This is a genomic window from Pseudoxanthomonas sp. USHLN014 (assembly GCF_037153335.1).
Taxonomy (GTDB): Bacteria; Pseudomonadota; Gammaproteobacteria; order Xanthomonadales; family Xanthomonadaceae; genus Pseudoxanthomonas_A; species Pseudoxanthomonas_A winnipegensis.
Genome location: NZ_JBBCKO010000007.1, coordinates 1 through 19,531, shown reverse-complemented (window position 1 = coordinate 19,531; position 19,531 = coordinate 1). Strand labels below are relative to the sequence as shown.

The following is a 19,531-nucleotide window of genomic DNA, read 5'->3' as shown; positions in this document are numbered from 1 at the left end:
AGGCTCGTCGATTAGTCTTCGCTGCTGCTCTTGTTGAGCTGCTGGGTCAAGAAGTCGCTGGTGCTCTGCAGCTTGGTCATCATCGTGTCCAGTGCGGTGAACTGCGCCTTGTAGCGGGCCTCGGCCGCGGCCATGCGCGTGTCCAGGGCCTCCTTCTGCGCATCGAGCTTCTTGGTCTGTGCGGTGAGGCTGTCGCTGCGCGTGCTGAGCAGGCCGCCGCTGTCGATCAGCGCGCCCATGGTCGTGGCCATCTTGCCGGCCATGGTGTCGCTGCCGCTGCCGAACACGCGGCTCAGCGCGGCGGGGTCCTTGGACAGCCCCGCGTTGAACTGGGTCTGGTCCAGGGTCAGCGTGCCGTCGGTACCGATGCTGATGCCCAGCGACTTGAGGTCGACCACGTTGGCGCTGAGCGTGTTGCGCAGCTGGCTGGTCACCCCGCGCACCATCGCATCGCCGTTGAGCGCGGCGGCGACCTTGGTGCTGGCGTTGTAGTTGGTGGTGCTGGCGATGGCGTACAGCGCCGCGTTGAACTTGTCGACGAAGTCCTTGACAGCGCTCAGCTGCGCCGAGGTGTCGGTGGCCACGTCCATGGAGATGACCGTACCCGGCGCGGCCGCCTTGAGGTTCAACGTCACGCCCTGGACCAGGTCGGTGATGGTGTTGCTCGAGCTGGTGCGCAGCACCCCGTCGACCTTGACCTGGGCGTCGCTGGCGGCCACCAGCTGGGTCATGCCGCTGCCGGCGCTGCCGTCGTAGGAGAACGCGGCCAGGCCGCCGTCGCCGCCGCTGGCGGTGACCGAGATCTGGTTGGCCGTGCCGCCGTCGAGCGAGGTCAGCACCAGATGCGCGCCATCGTCGCCGGTGACGATGCTCGCCGAGATGCCCGAGCCGCCCGCGGCGGTGTTGATCGCATCGCGGATGCCCGACAGCGTACCGTTGGCCGTGGTGATGTCCACCGACAGCGTCTTGCCGCCGTAGCTGATGCTGAGGTTGCCGGTGCCGACCACCGCGGTGCCGTCGCCGCTGAAGCCGCTGGAGGCGAGCTTCTGCGCCGCGGCCAGCGACAGCACTTCGACGTTGTAGCTGCCGCGCGCCGCGCCCGCGGCCGCCGTGGCGCTGAAGCCGGTGTTGGCCGACAGGCTGACCGCGCGCGCGTTGGCGGTGCTGCCGCCCTGCAGGACGGTGAGCGAGGAATCCAGGTTGGAGAACGCCGAGCGCAGCGTGGCCACGGCCGAGACCTGGGCGGTGATCTTGGTCTGCATCGCGGCGTAGCGGGTGTCGGTCGGCGCCCGTTCGGCGGCGACCAGCTGCGCGGCCATCGTCGCCGGGTCGATGCCCGAGGAGCTGCTGGTGCTGCCGATGGTGGTCATGCGCGGCCTCCGGCGAGGGCGCTCGGCGCGGTGGGCAGCGTGTCGGCGTTGCGCATGGCGCGGTCCTCGCGGGGCGGGAAGAATGGGTGGGCGATCGTGCTGGCGACCGTGGGGTCGCCGTGGGAAGACGCAGCTCGTCCTGTTCCAAGCCGGCGCGGCGCGCGGGCTTGGAACAGGACGCGACCGGCAGGTCGCGTCCTGGTGACGCTTGGGATTACGAGATCAGCTTCAGCACCGACTGGGCCGACTGGTTGGCCTGGGCCAGCATCGCCGTACCGGCCTGCTGCAGGATCTGGTTGCGGGTCAGCTTGGCCGACTCGGCCGCGTAGTCGGTGTCCTGGATGCGGCTGCGGGCCGCCGACAGGTTCTCCGAGGTGGTCGACAGGTTGGACACCACCGAGCTGAAGCGGTTCTGGATGGCGCCCATGTTGGCGCGGGCGGTATTGACCGAGGCCAGGGCCGCATCCATCAGGTTGATCGCATCGTTGGCATCGGCCGCGGTGGTCAGCTTGAGGTCGGTCAGGCCGGTGTGGCTGACCGAGGTCGCGGCTGCGGTCGTGGTGCCGCTGACGCCGCCGGCGTTGGTGAGCGCGGTGAAGGTGGCCGTCGAGCCCTGGCCGGTGACCGTGAACTTGCCGGTCGCATCGTCGAAGGACACGTTGGCCAGCGCGGTGTTGGACGCCTTGGCGGTGTTGAACGCCGATTCGAACGCGGTGGCGGCCTGCGCGGCGGTGCGACCGGACGCGGCGGCGATGGACACGGCCACGCCATTGATGGTCACCGAGGTCGCGGCGGCGGCGTCGGTGTAGGTCAGCGCGGCGCTGTCGGCGGTGTAGGTGGTCGAGGTCCAGGTGCCGCCCAGCGAGGCCTTGGTGGCGTTGGCGATGCTGGCGATGGAGATCGTGTCGCCGACATTGGCGCCGACCTGGAAAGCCTGCGCGGTGAACGAGCCGTCCAGCAGGTTCACGCCGTTGAACTTGGTGCTGGTGGCGACGCGGTCGATTTCGTCCTTCAGGGCCTGGGCTTCCAGATCCAGCGCGGCGCGGTCGGTCGAGTTGTTGGTGGCGTTGGCCGACTGCACGGCCAGTTCGCGGATGCGCTGCAGGTTGTCGCCGATGGCGCTCAGCGCGCCTTCGGCGGTCTGCGCCAGCGAGATGCCGTCGTTGGCGTTGCGGGCAGCCTGGTCCAGGCCACGGATCTGGGCGGTCATACGCTGGCTGATGGCCAGGCCAGCCGCGTCGTCCTTGGCGCTGTTGATGCGCAGGCCCGAGGACAGACGCTGCATGGCGGTGGCCAGGTCGCTGCTGGACGCGGTCAGGTTGCGCTGAGCGTTCAGCGAGCTCACGTTGGTATTGATGACAGACGACATGAGAAGTCTCCTAGTTGAGGGTCCGGCGGCGACTGAGAGGGTTGGGGCCGGTTCCGCAGGGTGTGGCCGGGATTGGCCCTCTCCGCTGCTGATAGGGTTATCGGCGCGCTCGGCGCCGCCTTTAGCCCTGGGTCGAAAGAAATCCGAGCTTTCTTCCCAGCGCGACATGCCAAACACGTGCACAAGCAGTAGCGCGAACCGGACGTGTCATGTGGGTCATGCCGCGACACCAACGCGCTTGCCTCCTGTAACGGCGACCCGAGCGCGGACTTGAGTCCGGATCAAAAATCCCTTGTTTTGCGCTGTTTCCCGCGCTCTTGACCTCGAAGCTTCTTGTGCGAAAACACAGAACCGCGCTGGCTTGGTGGGAGCCGCCATGGCGGCGACCAGGCTCTCCCTGGACAGCCCCATCGCCGCCATGGCGGCTCCCACCGAGCAGCCAAACGACTGTCGCGTTCTGTGACCTACATCAAATCGAACAGTGACTTGCTTTGCACCGCGAGCATCGTCTTCTGCGCGGCCTCCAGCGCGACCTGCTGCAGCGAGAGCCGGCTGGCCGCCTCGGCCGGGTCGACGTCGCGCAGGTTGGACAGGGTGCTCTGCAGGCTGACGCCGTAGGCGCTGCGCGCGTCGGTGGCATCGTCCAGCGCGGCCAGGCGCGAGCCGGTCTGCGAGCGCGACAGCAGGAAGTGGTCCTGCGCGCTGGCGATGTCGCTCAGCGCGCCGTTGAGCGCGTTGCTGCGCGCGGCCTTCTGCGCATCGGTCGTGGCCGGGGTCTCCAGCGCGGTGGCCAGGCTGTCCAGCGTGCTGAAGATGTCGCGGTTGGGCGCCTTGCCCACGGTGAAGGTGTCGCCGGCCGCGGGCGCGCCGCTGAGGGTCATCTGGATGCCGCCGCCGCTGATCGCGCTGCCGGCGGTGTAGGTGCCGGTGGAGACGACCGCGCCGCTGCCGTCCAGGATCTGGTAGCTGTCGGCGGCGGTGAACTTCACGGTGACCGACTGCCCGTTCCAGGCGCCGCTGTCGATCACCGAGCTGTTGCCCAGCACGCCGGTGCCGGTGTTGCCGGCGCCCACGCTGGCCACGCTGATGCCATCGCCGGTGCGCACGCGCAGGAACAGGTCGCTGCCCGGATCGGTGTCGGCCACCTTGAGGTTGGGCGCCACCTCGACCTGGTTCTGGCCGTCGTCGCCGACATAGGTGACCTGGCCGCTGGCGTTCTGCGCGAAGGGGATCACGCCATCGCGCGATCCGGCGAACAACTGCTTGCCGGTGCCATCGTCGCGGTTGGCGATGGCTAGGATGGCCGCGCGGATCTGGCGCAGCTCGTCGGCGATCGAGGCACGGTCGCTGTCCGAGACGGTGGCGGTGTTGGCCTGGATGGTCAGCTCGCGCGCGCGGTCCAGCTGCGTGCCGACATCGCTCAGGGCCTGCTCCTGCGAGCGCAGCCGGTGCTCGACCAGCGCCGCGTCCTTGTCCTGCTGGTCCAGCGTGGACAGCGCATGGTCCAGGCGCTGTGCCTGGGCCATGCCGGCCGGGTCGTCGGCGGCGGTGATCAGCTTCTTCTGCGTGGTCAGCTCCAGCTGCGTGCGCGAGACCTTGGACTGCTGGGCCAGCATCGCGGCCAGACTCTGCTGGTGCATGCCGTTGGTGGAAAGACGAAGGGTCATGAACAGGCTCCGGGTTCAGCGCGCCACGGCGGACAGAAGGGTCTGGAACAGGGTGTCAGCGGTCTTGAGCACCTGCGCGGCGGCCTGGTAGGCCTGCTGGAACTTCATCATGTCGGCCGCTTCCTCATCGAGGTTGACGCCGCTGACCGACTCGCGCTCGGCGCTGACCTGCGCATCGATGGTCTGCTGCGCCTCCAGGCTCATCTGCGCGTGGCTGGCCTCGGTGCCGGCCTTGGCGGTGAGCTGGCTCATGGCCATCGTCAGCGACTGGGTGCCCCCGCTGAGCAGTTGCTTGGTATCCAGGGTCGAGAACGCCTGGGCATTGGCATTGCTGGACGAGCGTGCCGGCGTCGGCGCCAGGCTGAAGCTGTCGCCCGCCGTGGGCGTGCCCTTGAGGGTGATCGACCAGCCGCCGGCCGGATCGCTGATGGCACCCCCGCTATAGGTCTGCGGACTGCCGCCGTTGATGGTGTAGGTGGTGTCGTCGATGAATTCGATGTGCGCGCCGCTGAAGGAGGCGAAGGCGCTGGCGCTGGTCACCGCCGTGCTCGCCACCGAGGCCTTGCCCAGGTTGGTGGTGGCGGCGCTGGCGCTGATGGCGCCGGCCGCGGCGATGCCGGTCGGGTCGCTCATCGTCACCGTCAGGCTGCCGGCCGCGCCGGTGGTCGGGCGCACGGTGAACTTGTCGCCGGCCGCGGCCGCGCCGGACAGCACCAGCGAGACACCTTGCACGACGAACGGGTTGCCGGCCGAGCCGTCGCCGCTCATCGGCACCGTCGCGCCGGTGTCGGCGCGCTGGACGGTCCAGCCGCTGCCGCTGTAGCGCAGCACGATGTCGCTGCCGGTGAGCTGGGAGACGTCGCCGACCGTGGCGGCGAAGCTCGCCGAGCCGGTGTTGGCCGCGTTGGACGCCACCGCCGGTGCGGCCAGCTTGAACAGGTCGGCGCCGATCTGGCCGTTGTAGTCCACGCCGTTGGCCTGGGCCTGGTTGAAGGCCAGCGCCACGCCGGTGGCCAGGCGGCCGAGTTCGTTGCGCGCCGGGTCGAGCACGTTGGTGCGGAACTGCAGCAGGCCGCCAAGCTCGCCCGAGATCGAGGCATCGGGCAGGCGCACCGGCGTGCCGTTGCCCGCATCCAGGCCCACCTGCAGCCGCCCGGGCTGGTCCGGGTCCTGCAGCGCGGTCAGCGTGCTGGCCTTGGCGCCGATCACCAGCGGCTGGCCGCCGGTGGTGAACACGCTCAGCGAACCGTCGGTCTGCTGGACCGTCGTCGCCCCGATCAGCCCGGCCAGCTTGGTCACGCGCAGGTCGCGCGCGTCCAGCAGTTCGGCCGAGGCGTTGGCGCCGGAGGAGGCGATGGTCTTGTTGAGGTCGGCGATCTCCTTGGCCAGCTGGTTGGCCTGGCCGACCTTGTCGGAGAGGTTCTGGTTGGTCTCATCGTCGATGGTGGACAGCTGGCCATCGAGAGAATTGAAGCGGCCGGCCAGCGACCGGGCCGCGGCCAGCAAGGCCTCGCGCGCGCTGGTGCTGGTCGGATCGCTGGACACCCCGCGCGCGGCGTCGAAGAAGGCCGACATCGGCGTGGACAGGCCCGTGCTCGAATCGGACAGCAGCGTATCGACCCGCCCGGCCATTGACGACAGGCTGGTCAGGCGCCCGACCTCGCCGCTGCTGTCCACCTGGCGGGCGAACACCAGCCCGTCGGCCAGGCGCTGCAGCGCGGCCACGTCCACGCCCTGGCCGCTGTTGCCCACGCCGGCGGCGATGTTGTTGCCCACGCGCGCGGCCAGGCTCACGCGCTGACGGCTGTAGCCCTCGGTGGTGGCGTTGGCCACGTTGTTGCTGACGGTGCCCAGCGCGCGCTGGAACGCCAACAGGGCCGAGCTACCGGTGGAAAGCAGACTGGTCATGGCGCGGTCCTGTCAGAGGTCAGTAGCGCGCCACGGCGCGATAGCGGTCGCCGAGCGCGGCGAACACCGAGGTGTCCACGCCGGCGCCGGAGGCGGAGGTAGCCGGCTGGGCCGAGGCCAGCTGCGCGTCGTTGCCGTAGCGGCCCAGTTCGCCGCCGCCGGGCAGGCTGGCCAGCGCGCGGTTGATCGTGGCGCCGTTGGCGATCGCCGTCAGCTTGGAGGCGTAGTGCGGGTCGGTGGCATAGCCGGCGCGCTGCAGCGCGGTGGCGAAGCGATGCGTGTCCTGGCCGGTGCCGCGCGCCCCGGCGTAGCGCTCGTTGCCGAGCAGGCGCGTGTAGTCGGCGAAGCTCTCGGCGGCCGAGCCGTAGGCGCGGAAGTTGGCGCGCTCGGAACGGCGTACGCCGTTGCTGTATTCGGTGGTGGCGACGTTGACGCTGTCGCCGTCCCAGCTGGCGCCGGCCTTGATGCCGAACAGGTTGTTCGAGGTCACGCCGCCCTTGCCGGCCAGGCGCCGGCCCCAGCCGGTCTCCAGCGCGGCCTGGGCGACCAGCGCCTTGGCCGGGACGCCCAGGGCCTGCGCGGCCTTCTGCGCGTGCGGCCAGATGGACTGGACGAAGGCCTCCGGACTGCTGCAGTCCAGCTGGCAGTCCTCGTCGATCGGCGGCGGCAGCGGCGTCGCCGTGGCCGGCAGCGCCTGCAGCGATACCCCGGCATGCGAGGCCGCGAGCGACAGGCCGCCGACGCCGGCCACCGGCGTCGCGCCGGAGGACGCATTGGGCGCGCGCAGCGGCAGCACGCCGGACAGCGGGAAGGCGCTGGCGCGCGCAGAAGTGTCCAGCCGCATCGGCGCGCCCTGCGCGCCGCGGGCCGCCGGCAGCGTCGTGTCCAGCGCCTGGCCGGCCGCGCTGCCGCCGTTGTCGCGGCTCAGCTGTTTCTCGATCACCGCCTGCAGGCCCAGGCCGCGGCCCTTGGTCAGCTCCTTGGCCAGCTGCTGGTCGTACATGTCGCGGTAGGTGGTATCGCCGCCGGCCAGCGGATCGCCGCCGGTGGTGCCGCGCATGGACTTGACCAGCATCGAGGCGAACTGGGTTTCCAGTTCCTTCGAGGCCTTCTTGATCTGCTCGGGCGAAGCGGTATGCGACTTCGTCAGGGGCAGTGCAGTGGTGCCGGGCAGCTGCAGGGTCATGGCGGTAGGTCGGGCGGGCCGGGAAAGCGGTGTCGTTCCTTCCTAGGCAAGAGCTGTGCCGGGGGGTGTCAAAAGGCTGGCGGGGGGGGTGTGGAGCTGGGAATCGGGAATCGGGATTCGGGAATCGGGAATCGGGATTCGGGATTCGGGATTCGGGATTCGGGATTCGGGATTCGGGCAACAGCGTCTCCGACCTCGGGACCTGCCCCCTCCCCTTCGCTGCGCGAAAGGGAGGGGGCGGAAGCGTCGCTTTGGGCGAGTTGATTGCGGGCGTCAGCAGTTCAATCCGCGGCATTGAGTTGCCGCCACTTGGGCCTGGCCCCTCACCCCTTAAATAATCTCCAGCTCCGCCCGCAGTGCCCCGGCGCGCTTCAGCGCTTCGAGGATCGCCACCAGGTCGCCCGGCGCGGCGCCGACGGCGTTGACCGCGCGGACGATGGATTCCAGCGAGGTGCCACCCTGGAACATGAACATCTTGCCGCCTTCGGCGGTGGCGCTGATGGTGGACTGCGGGACCACCGCGGTCTGGCCGCCGCGCGAGAAGGGTTCGGGCTGGCTGACCAGCGTGTTCTCGCTGATCGACACGGTCAGCGAGCCATGCGAGACCGCCGCCGGCAGCACGGCGATGTTGCCGCCCATGACCACCGTGCCGGTGCGTGCGTTGACCACCACCTTGGCCGCGGCCGCGCCGGGGCTGACGTCCAGCGACTCGAGCTGGGCCATGAAGCCGATGCGGTTGCCCGGCGGGGCGGCGATCTGGATGGTGACCGGATCCACCGCCTGCGCGCGGCCGTTGCCGAAGGTGCGGTTGACCGCATCGACGATGCGCGAGGCGGTGGTGAAGTCGGCCTCGTGCAGGTTCAGCGTGACCAGGCCGTTGTCGGCGCCGCCGCCGGGCGCGGGGCGTTCGACCGTGGCGCCGTTGGGGATCGAGCCGCCGTTGGGCGCGTTGACCGAGATCTTGGAGCCATCCTTGCCCGAGGCGCCGAAGCCGCTGACCACCAGCGTGCCCTGGGCCATCGCGTAGATCTGGCCGTCGGCACCGCGCAGCGGCGCCATCAGCAGCGCGCCGCCGCGCAGCGAGCCGGCGTTGCCGATCGAGGACACCGTCACATCGATGGTCTGGCCCGGCTTGGCGAACGGCGGCAGTTCGGCCTGGATGGCCACTGCGGCGACGTTCTTCAGCTGCGGATTGGTGCCCGGCGGCAGGGTCACGCCCAGCTGGTCGAGCATGGTCTTCAGGCTCTGCACGGTGAAGGGCGTCTGGCTGGTGCGATCGCCGCTGCCATCCAGGCCGACGACCAGGCCATAGCCGACCAGCTGATTGCCGCGCACCCCGGCCACCTGGGCCAGGTCCTTGATGCGTTCGGCCTGGGCGGGAGCGGCGATGAGCGCGGCCAAGGCCAGCACGGCGGTGACAAGACGGGAATTCGAAGCACGCATGGCGGCGTTACTCAGTAGGGCGCGGCGGCGGAATTGAAGAAGCGGCTCAGCCAGCCCATGGCGTTGGAACGCGCCACGGCGCCACGGCCGCCGTACACGATGCGGGCATCGCCCACGCGGTCGGAGGTGATGCGGTTGTCCGGGCCGATGTCGGCCACGCGCACGATGCCCTGCACCTGCACCAGCTCATCGCCCTGGTTCAGGCGCACCTGCTTCTCGCCGGCCACGCGCAGATTGCCGTTGCCCAGGCGCTGGACCACGGTCACGGTGATGTCGCCATCCAGCGAGTTGCTCTGCTGGGTGTCGCCGGCGCCGTTGAAGCCGCGCTTGGCGTCCACCTCGGCCTGCAGGATGTTCTTGCCGTTGTAGGTCACGCTCTGGCCGAGCACGGTCGGCGCGCCCATGGCGATGCTGTCGTTCTTGCTGATGCCGGTCTTGGCGTTGGACTTGGCGCTGGTGCTCTCCACCAGCACGATGGTCAGCAGGTCGCCGACCTCGCGCGCCTTGTTGTCCTGGAACAGGCGAATGCCGCGGTTGCCGCTGCCGTCGGCGGCGGTGGCGAAGATCGAGCCCCCGCCATCGCCCGGCGCCGGCTGCGCGTAGCCGGGCTGCGGCGAGGGCAGCTGGGTGTACTGGCCCGGCGAGCGGCCCAGCAGCGTGTTCTTGTCCAGCGCCTGCTGCGGTGCCAGCTGGTCGGAGAAGGGACGCACGTCGCCGACCACCGTGGCGCAGCCGGTGAGCGCGCCGAGGGCGCAGAGCAGGGCGAAAGACAGGAGCACACGCATGGCGGCGGTCACAGGTTCTGGTTGAGGAAGCCCAGCATCGAATCGACGGTGCTGATGGCCTTGGCATTGGTTTCGTAGGCGCGCTGGGTCTCGATCATCGACACCAGCTCTTCGACGCTGTTGACGTTGGAGCCTTCCAGCGAGCCCTGGATCAGCAGGCCGGCGCCGTTCTCGCCCGGCGTGCCGGTCTGGGCCGGGCCGGAGGCGCCGGTCTCGGTGTACAGGTTGCCGCCCTTGGACTGCAGGCCGGCCGGGTTGACGAAGTCGGTGACGGTCAGCTGGCCGACCTGCGTGGCCGCGGCCTGGCCGGCCAGCTGCACGCTGACGGTGCCGTCGCTGCCGATGGTGATGCTCTGCGCGCCTTCGGGGATCTGCAGGCCCGGCTGCACCGGATAACCCTCGTTGGTCACCACCTCGTTCTCGGCGTTGACCTGGAAGGCGCCGTCGCGGGTATAGGCCGACGAGCCATCGGGCAGCAGCACCTCGAAGAAGCCGCGCCCGTTGATCGCCACATCCAGCGCGTTGCCGGTCTGGCTCAGGTTGCCCTGGGTGAAGGACTTGGCCGTGGTGGCCACGCGCACGCCGGTGCCGGTGGACATGCCCGAGGGCAGCATCGTCTGCTCGGAGGTCGCACCGCCGGGCTGGCGCTGGGTCTGGTAGAGCAGGTCCTCGAAATTGGCACGATCGCGCTTGAAGCCGGTCGTGTTGATGTTGGCGAGGTTGTTGGAGATGACCGCCATGCGCGTCTGCTGCGCGTCGAGGCCGGTCTTGGCGATCCAAAGCGCCTGGGTCATGGCGGTTCTCCGTTACGGGAAAGAGTGAGGGTCAGCTCGAACGCAGCAGGGAATTGGCGCTCTGCGCGGTCTCGTCTCCGCTGTGCAAGACGCGTACCTGCATCTCGAACTGGCGCGCCAGCTCGATCATCGACACCAGCGAACCGGTGGCATCGACATTGCTGTTCTCCAGCACGCCGGTGGACAGCACCGCGCCGGCGGCCGGCGTCGGCGCCGGCGCACCCGGCGCCTGGCGCATCAGTCCATCCTCGCCGCGGGCCAGGTCCAGGGTGCTGGTGCGCACCACCTGCAGGCGGCCGATCTGGGTCATCGATGAGGCAGGCGAGCCCTGCGGAATGACCGAGATCGTGCCGTCGGCGCCGATGTCCATGCCGTCGTTGGGCGGGATCACCATCGGCGCGCCGCCGGCATCGAGCAGCTGCAGGCCGGAGGAGGTGGTGAGCAGGCCGTTCTGGGTGATCTTCAGATCGCCGGCGCGGGTGTAGGCGGTGCCGCCGGCCTTGTCCTGCACGGCGAACCAATGGCCTGGCTGCAGCGCCACGTCCATGCCGTTGCCGGTGGTGCTGAGCGAACCGCTGGCATCGGAGACGCCGACCAGGCGCTGGGCGGTGGCCACGCGCGAGGCCAGCCCGTTGCCGGTCACCGGCATCGCCTGGGTCGCATCGAGCGTGGCCTGGAAGCCGACGGTCTGCGCATTGGCCAGGTTGTGGGACACCGTCGCCTGCGACTTGAGCGTCGCGCTGGCGCCGGTCATGGCGATGTAGAGGGCTCTGTCCATGCCCGGAGCATGCAAGTGGTGTGCCGGGGTGAGGAGCGAGGAGTGAGTTGGGAGGAGTGAGGAGTGAGCGGGAAGCGCGATCCGCAAGAGGCACGCAGTAAGACCTCATCCCGACGTGGCTTGCAGCCGCCAAAGCGAAGCGCCGGCACAGGGCCGGCGCTTCGCTTTGGCTTTTTGCCCCCTCCCTTGCGAAGCAGGGGAGGGCTGGGGAGGGGTTGGCTTTTGCTATTGCTGTTGCTGTTGCTGTTGCCCTTGCTTCTTCTCGCCCATCGGGAAAAAGCAAAAGCACCCCTCCCCCTCAATCGCTAGCCGCGATTTCGAGCTCCCCTTCGCTGCGCGAAAGGGAGGGGGCGAAGCGGATTAACGCAGGTTGATGATCGTCTGGGTGATCTGGTCCTGGGTCTGGATCATCTGCGCGTTGGCCTGGAAGTTGCGCTGGGCGCTGATCATGTTGACCAGCTCGGCGGTCTGGTCGACGTTGGAGGCCTCCAGCGCGCCGCCCTGGACCAGGCCGAAGTCCGAGGTGCCGGCCGCGCCGCGCACCGCCTGGCCCGAGGCGAAGGTCTCGGCGAAGGCGTTGTCGCCCTTCTGCTGCAGGCCCTGCGGGCTGGCGAAGCTGCTCAGGGCGACCTGGCCGATCGCCTTGGTCACGCCGTTGGAGTAGCTGGCCTGGACCACGCCCTCGGACGACACCGAGATGCCCGACAGGCTGCCGGTGCCGTAGCCGTCCTGGTTCAGCGCGGACACGGCGAACTTCTGCCCGTACTGCGCCGACTTGCTCAGGTCCAGGCTCAGCGCCATCGCGCCGGCACCGCCGGGCGGGGTGTAGGCGGGCAGGGCGAGCTGGCCGTTGGCCGGGCTGACCAGCGCACCGCTGGAATCGTAGGTCAGCGTCTGCGCGCCGCCCACGCTGACCCCGTCGATCTGGGTCTGCACCGTCCATTCGTTGGGGTTGGCGGTCTTGCTGAAGTACAGCGACTGGGTGTGCGCCGCGCCCAGCGAGTCGTACACCGTCAGCGAGGTGGTCTGGCTGTAGGTGGTCGGGTCGGCGGCGTTGAACGGGCTGTTGGTCGGCGCGGTGGCGTTGCCGGGCAGGGTCACGCTGGCCTGGACCTTGGTGGTGACCTTGGGCGGCGCATCGCCGGTGGCCAGCTGCAGGTCGCTGAGCTTGCCGGTGTTGAAGGTGGTGCCGTCGTCGTTGGGCGCGAACACCTGCAGGCGCTGGCCGGACGGGTTGACCACGTAACCGCTGGCGTCGGTGCTGAAGTTGCCGGCGCGCGAATAGACCGTGGTGCCGTTGTCGGACAGGGTGAAGAAGCCCTGGCCGGAGACCGCCATGTCCAGCGAGTTTCCGGTGAAGTCGATGTTGCCCTGGGTGAACTGCTGGGCCACCCGCTGCAGGCGCGCGCCGGCGCCGGTGGCGTTGCTGGACACGCCATAGACCGAGGCGGCGAACACGTCGCCGAACTCGGCGCGGCTGCTCTTGAAGCCGGTGGTGTTGCTGTTGGCGATGTTGTTGGAAACGACGTTCAGGTCGGACGAGGCGGCGTTCATGCCGCTCAGGGAAATGCGGAAGCTCATGGAAGGTTCTCCGTGGAGGCGTGACGGTGAGAGGGATCAGCTGACGCGGCGGATCGAGGACAGCGGGAAGCCGCCCACGCCCGCCAGGTTCAGGGTCAGTCCGGTGGACTCGATCGAGACGCTGTCCACATGCGCCATCACCCCGATGTCCAGGGCGGTGGCGGATTTCATGTCGGCGGCGGCCACCGAGCCGGTCACCGCCTTGAGGGTGTAGGTGCCGGTGCCGGCGGCGGTGCCGCTGTCGGTCAGGCCGTCCCAGTGGAACGCGGTGGCGCCGGACGCCGCCGCCTCGACCTGCAGGGTGCGCACCACATTGCCGTTGGCATCGGTGACCTGCAGGGTGACCGGGCCGGCGGTGGCGGCGGTGATCTCGCCGTCCAGCGTGGTGCCGGCGGTGTGGGCGACCGAGGAGGCCGTGACCATCGCATCGTGGCCGACCAGCGAGGCCGCGCGCAGGGTCTGGTCGGACTCCATGACGCTGGCCATCGAGCCCATCGCCGTCTGCATGCCCTCGATGCCCTGCACCGTGGAGAACTGCGCCAGCTGGCCCAGGAACTGCTGGCTGTCCAACGGCTTGAGCGGATCCTGGTTCTTCAGCTGCTCGGTCATCAGCTTGAGGAAGTCGGCCTGGCCCAGCGCGCCGGTCGAGGCGTTCTTGTCGCTGGTGGACTTGGCGGTGCTGCTCAGGCCCAGGGCGGTGAGCTTGTCGGTGCTGGCGGTGGTGGTGACCATGGTGTGGGTGTTGTCCTGGGAAGAGCCGTTTAGCGGCCCATGTTCAAGGTGGCGGTGGCCGTGTCCTTGGCGCTGTTGAAGACCTCCACGTTGGCCTGGTAGCTGCGCGTGGCCGAGATCAGGTCGACCATCTGCGTCACCGGATCGATGTCCGGCGCGTAGACGTAGCCATTGCCGTCGGCCAGCGGGTTGCCCGGCTCGTAGCGCTTGATCGGCGCGGCGTTGGAGTCCTGCACGGCGGCCGTGCGCACGCCGACCAGCGCCGGGTTGTTGCCGACCTGTTCGGTGGTGAACACCGGCTGCTTGGCGCGGAACACGCTGTTGGGGTCGCCGGAGACCGAGTCGGCGTTGGCCAGGTTGGAGGCCACCGTGCTCAGCCGCACCGACTGGGCGTTCATCGCCGAACCGGCGACGTCGAAGATGGGCAGGTTGCTCATGGCGGGACCTCGCTTACTGGCCGGTGATGGCGGTCAGCATCGACCGCACCTTGGATTCGATGAACGACAGCGAGGCCCGGTACTCCAGCGTGGCCTGGGCGTAGGCGGCGTTCTCGCGATCGCCGTCCACGGTGTTGCCGTCCAGGCTGGGCTGGCTGGACGGGCGGTAGAAGTGCGCCGCCGCGCCGGCCTGGCCGATGGCGTTGCCGCCCTCCAGCGCGTTGGCGCCGGCCGGGGCCTGCAGGGCCGCGCCCAGGGCCGCGTTGAAGTCCAGGTCCTGCGCCTGGTAGCCGGGGGTGTCGGCGTTGGCGATGTTCGAGGCCAGCAGCTGCAGCCGCTGCTCGCGGATGGCCAGCGCAGTGCCGTGGATACCAAGGAAGTCGGACATGGGACGCTCCGGGGACGGATGTACGTCCAGGGCAAGGCAAGCGGCGTGCCACGCCCGGCGCGCAGGCGCGGGTGTCGGGATGCCGACGGCTTTGGTGCGCGGGGTCTCACGCGCCTACGCGCGCGAGCACTAATTGGGGTTTGGTGCGGCGGCGTGTTTGGTACGGGCGCACAGCGACGAGCGCGTGCCAGGCGACGCGCTCGCCACCGCCTTGCCAAAAATCCGGCACCTGCGACGCACTGCGCAATTCGCGCCTCTCATTCCCCCTCGCACGCGTCTCGCGATGCGGCGCTGCTCTCCTTTCCCAGCAATGCTGCTTGGCCCCCTCCCTTGCGAAGCAGGGGAGGGCTGGGGAGGGGTTGGCTGTTGCTGTTGCCGTTGCTCCTTCTCGCCCATCACGAAAAAAGCAAAAGCAAAGGCACCCCTCCCCATCCCTCCCCTTCGCTTCGCGAAAGGGAGGGGGCGATCCCAGAGGACTGAAAGGGCATGGCCTCGCCCCCACCGGCACAGGACTTGCACCCACGCCCGCCATGAACCGATGCCTCGCTTCCGTCGTCCTGTCCCTGGCCGCGCTGGTGCCCGGCAATGGCCGTGCCGCCGAGCTGCAGTCGCTCGACGCCGTGCGCGCCGCGGCGCTGCAGGCGGTCGGCGGCCCGCAGGCGCAGGGCGAGGCGCGTCTGGACAACGCCCTGCGGCTGGTGGCCTGCACCCAGCCCCTGCAGGCCGTGGCCCAGGGCACGCGCATGGCCCAGGTGCGCTGCGACGATGCCCCGGGCTGGAAGATCTTCGTCCCGGTGACCGTGCGCCGCGAGGCCGACGTGGTCGTGGCCGGCGGCCCGGTGCGCCCGGGCGAACCGGTGGCCAACGCCAACCTGGTCGTCCAGCGCCGCGACCTGGGCACCACCGAAGGCGCGACCTTCGCCAGCCCCGAGCAGCTGACCGGCGCCATCGCCGCCCGCGCCCTGTCGGCCGGCGACATCGTCACCGCCGGCGACCTGCAGCAGGGCCAGCCGCTGCACCGCGGCGACCCGGTCGTGCTGGTCTCGCGCGTGGCCGGGGCGGAGATCCGCATGCCCGGCGTGGCCCTGGGCAACGCCCAGGCCGGCCAGCGCGTGGCCGTGCAGAACAGCGCCTCCAACAAGGTGGTACGCGGCCGCGTATCGCTGGTCCCCGGCGAAGTGGACGTCGTCCAGTGAAGCTGAACAGGCACGTGACAAAATATGTCACCCAGGTCTCAAGTTCCTGCCTGGGACGCCGTTACCGGGTTCGACTGAAGCACTTCAGGAGTGCCCCATGAGCTACAAGATCGACGGACTGCCGCCGGCCGCACACGCCGCCACCGTCGCCGCCTCGCTGGCGGCCACGCGGGTCGGTGGCGCGCGCAACGAACCCATTTCCGCCACGGCCGAGACCGACCGCCTCAGCCTGACCGGCGACGCAGAAGGACTTAAGGCCATGGGACGTGAACTGGGATCGGCGCCGGCCGGCATCGACATGGGGCGCGTCGCCGCGCTCAAGGACGCCATCGCCCACGGCCGCTATACGATCGACCCGCAGGCCATCGCCTCGCGCATGCTCGACCTGGACCGCGAGCTGGGAGGCTGACATGACGACCGCCACGCTCGACCACGGCCCGCTGGGCGCGCTGGAGCAGGCGCTGCAGGAAGAACGCCGCGCGCTGCTGGACAACGATGTGATGGCCCTGCTGGCTTCCACCGAGGCCAAGGTGCGCGCGCTGCGCCAGGCCGAGGCCAACCCGCCGCCGGCCGCCGCCGCCGAACGCCTGGACGATCTGCGTCGGCTCAACCAGGCCAACGGCGTGCTGCTGGCACGCCGCCGCCGCGAAGTGGACTGGGCGCTACGCCACCTCGGCCGCGTCGAATCCACCGGCACCTACAACGCCGCCGGCCTGGCCGGCACGCGCGCCCACGGGCGCAGCCTTGCCGTCGTCTGAGCGGCCTGCGGCGATGCCTGCCCACGGGCGGGCCCGAGCGTGCTCGGCAGGCGCGGCCACGCCCTGTACGCTGTGCGCCGTGTGCCTCGCCACGCGCCGCATGGCTTCGCTGGTCACCGACTGACTGAACCGGTGCAAGCATCTCCCAAGCGCGCCGGCGGGCCCGAACCCGCCCGCCGTTGAGGAGTCGCCCGTGATGAAAGCCGTGCTGTCCGTCGCCCTGTGTGCCCTGGCCCTGGCAGGCTGCACCGACCAGGAGGCCCAGCGCCGCGAACAGGCCGCCCAGCAGGCCGCCGCGCAGGCCAAGGCCGCCGACGCGCTGGCCGCGCAGTTCGACCAGGCCTATACCGCGCAGAACTGGGACCTGGCCCGCGCCCACGGCAGCGCGCTGCTGCAGCAGTACCCCGACAGCCCGGCCGCGCAGAAGATCCAGGCGCAGTACGAGGAGGCCAAGTCCAAGGCCGACGCCGCGCGCGAGCAGCGCCGCCTGGCCAACCTGTGGAACTACAACCAGGTGATGATCGGCAAGGGCGCCCAGGTCTCGGCCTCGATCATGAGCGCCGAGCCGCTGGATACCGACGGCAGCGGCCGCAAGCAGGACGTGCAGCTGGTGTTCCGCGACCACCCCGAGTGGAAGCGCAGCGCCTATCTGGTGCTCAAGGCCGGCGACTTCCCGTGCCTGAAGGGCTGCAAGGTCAAGGTCAGCGTCGACGACGGCAAGCCCAAGGCGATGGACGCCTGGCGCCCGGACACCGATGAGGCCATCGCCATGTTCATCGAGGACTACAAGGGTCTGTGGAAGCTGGCCGCGCAGGCCAAGACACTGAGGATCGAGTTTCCGGTCAAGGCCGGCGGCACGCGCACGGCCGAGTTCGAGACCGGCGGCCTGGATACGGCGCAGATGCCGGGGTGGGGTGGGAAGTAGGCGATTGGTCGTTGGCGGGGATCTGCGGGCTCGCGTCAGAAGCAAGCCATCCGGCCAGCCGTCATTCCCGCGAAGGCGGGAAGTGCTTCTTGGCAGACGCATGCCTGACCATCCAGTGCCTTTGCCCTCCGGTGCGAGCCCTTGCAAAAGTCCCTGGATTCCCGCGTTCGCGGGAATGACGCGAGTGGGGGCTTCGCTGGCGTCGGGGTTGAAGGCGGTGAGTGCGAAGGGCGCTGATGCGCCTGCGGCATCTGCTCATGGTCGATGCTTATCACCGCGCCACGCGCGGCGTGATGCACTGGCCGGCCTCGATCTGCCCGGGAGCCGCCCTTGATCCGCGTGCCTGGCGATGCCCTCGCCACCTCGCCCCGTCCCCGCCACGCCGCGTCCCCGTTCAGGCGCATCGCGGCCCGATGTCGCGGGCCCACGGCCTGCCCGCGACCCGCGCTTTCGACGATTGGGCTATACAGCCCGGCCGGCGCGGGCGACTAAAGTCCTGCACACGTCATCTGGCTGACAAAGCCGTCACACCCGCATGCCACGCGGCCAAACGCCGCGCCTGGGCATGCACAAGCACATTGGGAGAGAACATGAAGCGGACACTGCTCACCGCAGGTCTTCTGTGCGCCGCGGGCGCTGCGAGCGCGGCGGACTGGCCGACCAGCTACAAATTCGACAACGGCGGGCAGCTGGGCATCACCGGCAACTTCGCCTACGACCAGAACCACTTCAGCGGCGACGACGCGCGCTTCGAGAACGCCGACGACATGCGGCGCAAGGAGTTCGGCGCGTTCTACAAGCTCGATGGCGTGTTCGAGATCGGCGCCCAGTACGACTACCAGTCGCACCTGTGGCTGGACGTGGCCGCGCGCTTCCAGACCAAGGCCTGGTTCGGCAAGGACTACGGCGCCATCCGCGTGGGCTATTTCAAGACCCCGATCGGCCTGGACTCGGTCGGCGCCTCGCGCACCATCTCCTTCCTGGAAGCGCCGCTGGCCACCCAGGCCATCTACGAAGGCCGACGCACCGGCGTGGAGTGGTCGCTGACCCGCAAGACCTGGAACGTGCAGCTGCAGGCGCTGTCCGGCGCGACGATGGAAGGCACCAACTCCGGCACGACCATGGCCGGGCACTTCGCCTGGACGCCGCACAAGGCCGAGGGCGATGTCATCCACCTGGGCGTGGGCTATTCGGTCGAGAACCCGGACGCCACCTCCACCCGCGTGCGCACCAAGATCGAGGCCGGCCTGACCGACACGCGCCTGATCGACAGCGGCGCCCTGCCGGGCACCACCCATATCGAACGCGGCGGCCTGGAGTTCATCCGCATCGCCGGCCCGTTCACCGTGCTGGCCGAGCACCTGGAGGAACAGGTCGCGCGCGATGGCTACAGCGACTTCCACGCCCAGGGCAACACCGTCTACGGCAGCTGGATCGTCACCGGCGAGTCGCGCCCGTACAACGGCACGCTCGGCAACGTCGTGCCCAAGAACCCCGCCGGCGCCGTGGAACTGCTGCTGCGCTACAGCGACCTGGACCTCAACGACGCCGGCATCCGCGGCGGCTACCAGCACGACTGGACCGTGGGCGCCAACTACTACTACTCCAAGCACTTCAAGGTGCAGGCCAACTACATCAAGGCCTACAGCCGCCGCGCCGGCGTGGAAGTCGACCCCAACGCCTTCGAAGTGCGCGCGCAGGTGATGTTCTAAGCACGCCGCGCCGCGTCCTTCGACGTGGAAGAGAGCGGGCCTTCGGGCCCGCTTTTTTTTGTTCCTCACGGAGTGCGCAGACGCGAATCAGCTGATGGCACGCGAGCAGGTCGGTGAGCCGACTTCGCCGCCTAGCCTCGGCGCATGGATCAGCACCTCCTTCCACCCCAAGGCGTGGGCGAGCGCTCTGCCCCCTCCCTTTCGCCGCAGGCGAAGGGGAGGGCCGGGGTGGGGTGCTTTTGCTCTTCGCTTCTGTGGCTTGCCGGTAAAGCCCCGACCCCTCCCCATCCCTCCCCTGCGCTTCGCGCAAGGGAGGGGGCTCAAACCGAAGCCCTTCAACTTGACGCGCGAGGCAGTGGGGCGGGGGGGGGGGGGGGCCCCCAGCGCGGGGCGCCGCCCCCGCCCCCCCCACCCCGGGCCGCCCCCCCGCTTGCCGGCCCCCCCCCCCCCCCCCCCCCGGACCGCTGCCCTTCCGAAGTCGAAGTGCCGACGCCACCTGGTC

The 19,531-nt window shown here is 69.7% G+C and carries 18 protein-coding genes; 5 read left to right on the top strand and 13 right to left on the bottom strand.

All coding sequences use genetic code 11. From position 1 onward, the window contains the following. Nucleotides 1-11: 11 nt before the first annotated feature. The 13 genes from fliD to flgB all read right to left on the bottom strand — a co-directional run bounded on the left by fliD (nt 12) and on the right by flgB (nt 14,438). Nucleotides 12-1,370 carry a flagellar filament capping protein FliD gene (fliD, locus tag WFQ05_RS13380; protein ID WP_337054195.1) on the bottom strand — a complete coding sequence of 453 codons (1,359 nt, stop codon included), beginning with the start codon at nt 1,368-1,370 and terminating at the stop codon, nt 12-14. A gap of 214 nt (nt 1,371-1,584) precedes the next feature. Beyond that, nucleotides 1,585-2,739 (bottom strand): flagellin, encoded by a 1,155-nt coding sequence (locus WFQ05_RS13375; protein WP_130515582.1) that lies wholly within the window; start codon nt 2,737-2,739, stop codon nt 1,585-1,587. 464 nt (nt 2,740-3,203) lie between these two features. Continuing rightward, complete coding sequence (gene flgL / locus WFQ05_RS13370; protein ID WP_130530815.1) at nt 3,204-4,406, bottom strand: flagellar hook-associated protein FlgL; 1,203 nt, start codon at nt 4,404-4,406, stop codon at nt 3,204-3,206. Between the two features lie 15 nt (nt 4,407-4,421). Further along, nucleotides 4,422-6,314 (bottom strand): flagellar hook-associated protein FlgK, encoded by a 1,893-nt coding sequence (gene flgK, locus WFQ05_RS13365; RefSeq protein WP_337054194.1) that lies wholly within the window; start codon nt 6,312-6,314, stop codon nt 4,422-4,424. Nucleotides 6,315-6,333: 19 nt separating this feature from the next. Continuing rightward, nucleotides 6,334-7,500: a flagellar assembly peptidoglycan hydrolase FlgJ gene (flgJ, locus tag WFQ05_RS13360; RefSeq protein WP_130561196.1), complete on the bottom strand. Its 1,167-nt coding sequence runs from the start codon at nt 7,498-7,500 to the stop codon at nt 6,334-6,336. Between the two features lie 330 nt (nt 7,501-7,830). Beyond that, nucleotides 7,831-8,943, bottom strand: a complete 1,113-nt coding sequence (locus WFQ05_RS13355) for a flagellar basal body P-ring protein FlgI (RefSeq protein WP_130530823.1) — start codon at nt 8,941-8,943, stop codon at nt 7,831-7,833. A gap of 11 nt (nt 8,944-8,954) precedes the next feature. Further along, nucleotides 8,955-9,728, bottom strand: coding sequence for a flagellar basal body L-ring protein FlgH (locus WFQ05_RS13350; protein WP_130533510.1), 774 nt, complete (start codon nt 9,726-9,728; stop codon nt 8,955-8,957). Between the two features lie 8 nt (nt 9,729-9,736). Beyond that, a complete protein-coding gene (gene flgG, locus WFQ05_RS13345) occupies nt 9,737-10,522 on the bottom strand; it encodes a flagellar basal-body rod protein FlgG (RefSeq protein WP_130515592.1) in 786 nt (261 codons plus the stop codon). A 31-nt stretch (nt 10,523-10,553) separates the two neighbouring features. After that, complete coding sequence (locus tag WFQ05_RS13340; protein WP_130523230.1) at nt 10,554-11,300, bottom strand: flagellar basal body rod protein FlgF; 747 nt, start codon at nt 11,298-11,300, stop codon at nt 10,554-10,556. 360 nt (nt 11,301-11,660) lie between these two features. Beyond that, nucleotides 11,661-12,881: a flagellar hook protein FlgE gene (gene flgE / locus WFQ05_RS13335; RefSeq protein ID WP_130533512.1), complete on the bottom strand. Its 1,221-nt coding sequence runs from the start codon at nt 12,879-12,881 to the stop codon at nt 11,661-11,663. 36 nt (nt 12,882-12,917) lie between these two features. Beyond that, nucleotides 12,918-13,613 carry a flagellar hook capping FlgD N-terminal domain-containing protein gene (locus WFQ05_RS13330; protein ID WP_130523232.1) on the bottom strand — a complete coding sequence of 232 codons (696 nt, stop codon included), beginning with the start codon at nt 13,611-13,613 and terminating at the stop codon, nt 12,918-12,920. 29 nt (nt 13,614-13,642) lie between these two features. After that, nucleotides 13,643-14,050 (bottom strand): flagellar basal body rod protein FlgC, encoded by a 408-nt coding sequence (flgC, locus tag WFQ05_RS13325; protein WP_337054193.1) that lies wholly within the window; start codon nt 14,048-14,050, stop codon nt 13,643-13,645. 13 nt (nt 14,051-14,063) lie between these two features. Then, nucleotides 14,064-14,438 (bottom strand): flagellar basal body rod protein FlgB, encoded by a 375-nt coding sequence (flgB, locus tag WFQ05_RS13320; RefSeq protein WP_130515602.1) that lies wholly within the window; start codon nt 14,436-14,438, stop codon nt 14,064-14,066. Between the two features lie 530 nt (nt 14,439-14,968). Between flgB and flgA the strand changes: the two genes are divergently transcribed. The 5 genes from flgA to WFQ05_RS13295 all read left to right on the top strand — a co-directional run bounded on the left by flgA (nt 14,969) and on the right by WFQ05_RS13295 (nt 19,029). Continuing rightward, a complete protein-coding gene (gene flgA / locus WFQ05_RS13315) occupies nt 14,969-15,634 on the top strand; it encodes a flagellar basal body P-ring formation chaperone FlgA (protein WP_337054192.1) in 666 nt (221 codons plus the stop codon). Between the two features lie 97 nt (nt 15,635-15,731). Beyond that, nucleotides 15,732-16,043, top strand: a complete 312-nt coding sequence (gene flgM / locus WFQ05_RS13310; RefSeq protein WP_130515606.1) for a flagellar biosynthesis anti-sigma factor FlgM — start codon at nt 15,732-15,734, stop codon at nt 16,041-16,043. Nucleotide 16,044: 1 nt separating this feature from the next. Continuing rightward, nucleotides 16,045-16,392, top strand: a complete 348-nt coding sequence (locus WFQ05_RS13305; protein WP_130515608.1) for a flagellar protein FlgN — start codon at nt 16,045-16,047, stop codon at nt 16,390-16,392. A gap of 196 nt (nt 16,393-16,588) precedes the next feature. Then, on the top strand, nt 16,589-17,317 hold the full coding sequence (locus WFQ05_RS13300; protein ID WP_337054190.1) for a hypothetical protein: 729 nt from the start codon (nt 16,589-16,591) through the stop codon (nt 17,315-17,317). A gap of 590 nt (nt 17,318-17,907) precedes the next feature. Then, on the top strand, nt 17,908-19,029 hold the full coding sequence (locus WFQ05_RS13295) for a porin (protein WP_165403053.1): 1,122 nt from the start codon (nt 17,908-17,910) through the stop codon (nt 19,027-19,029). Nucleotides 19,030-19,531: the final 502 nt, after the last annotated feature.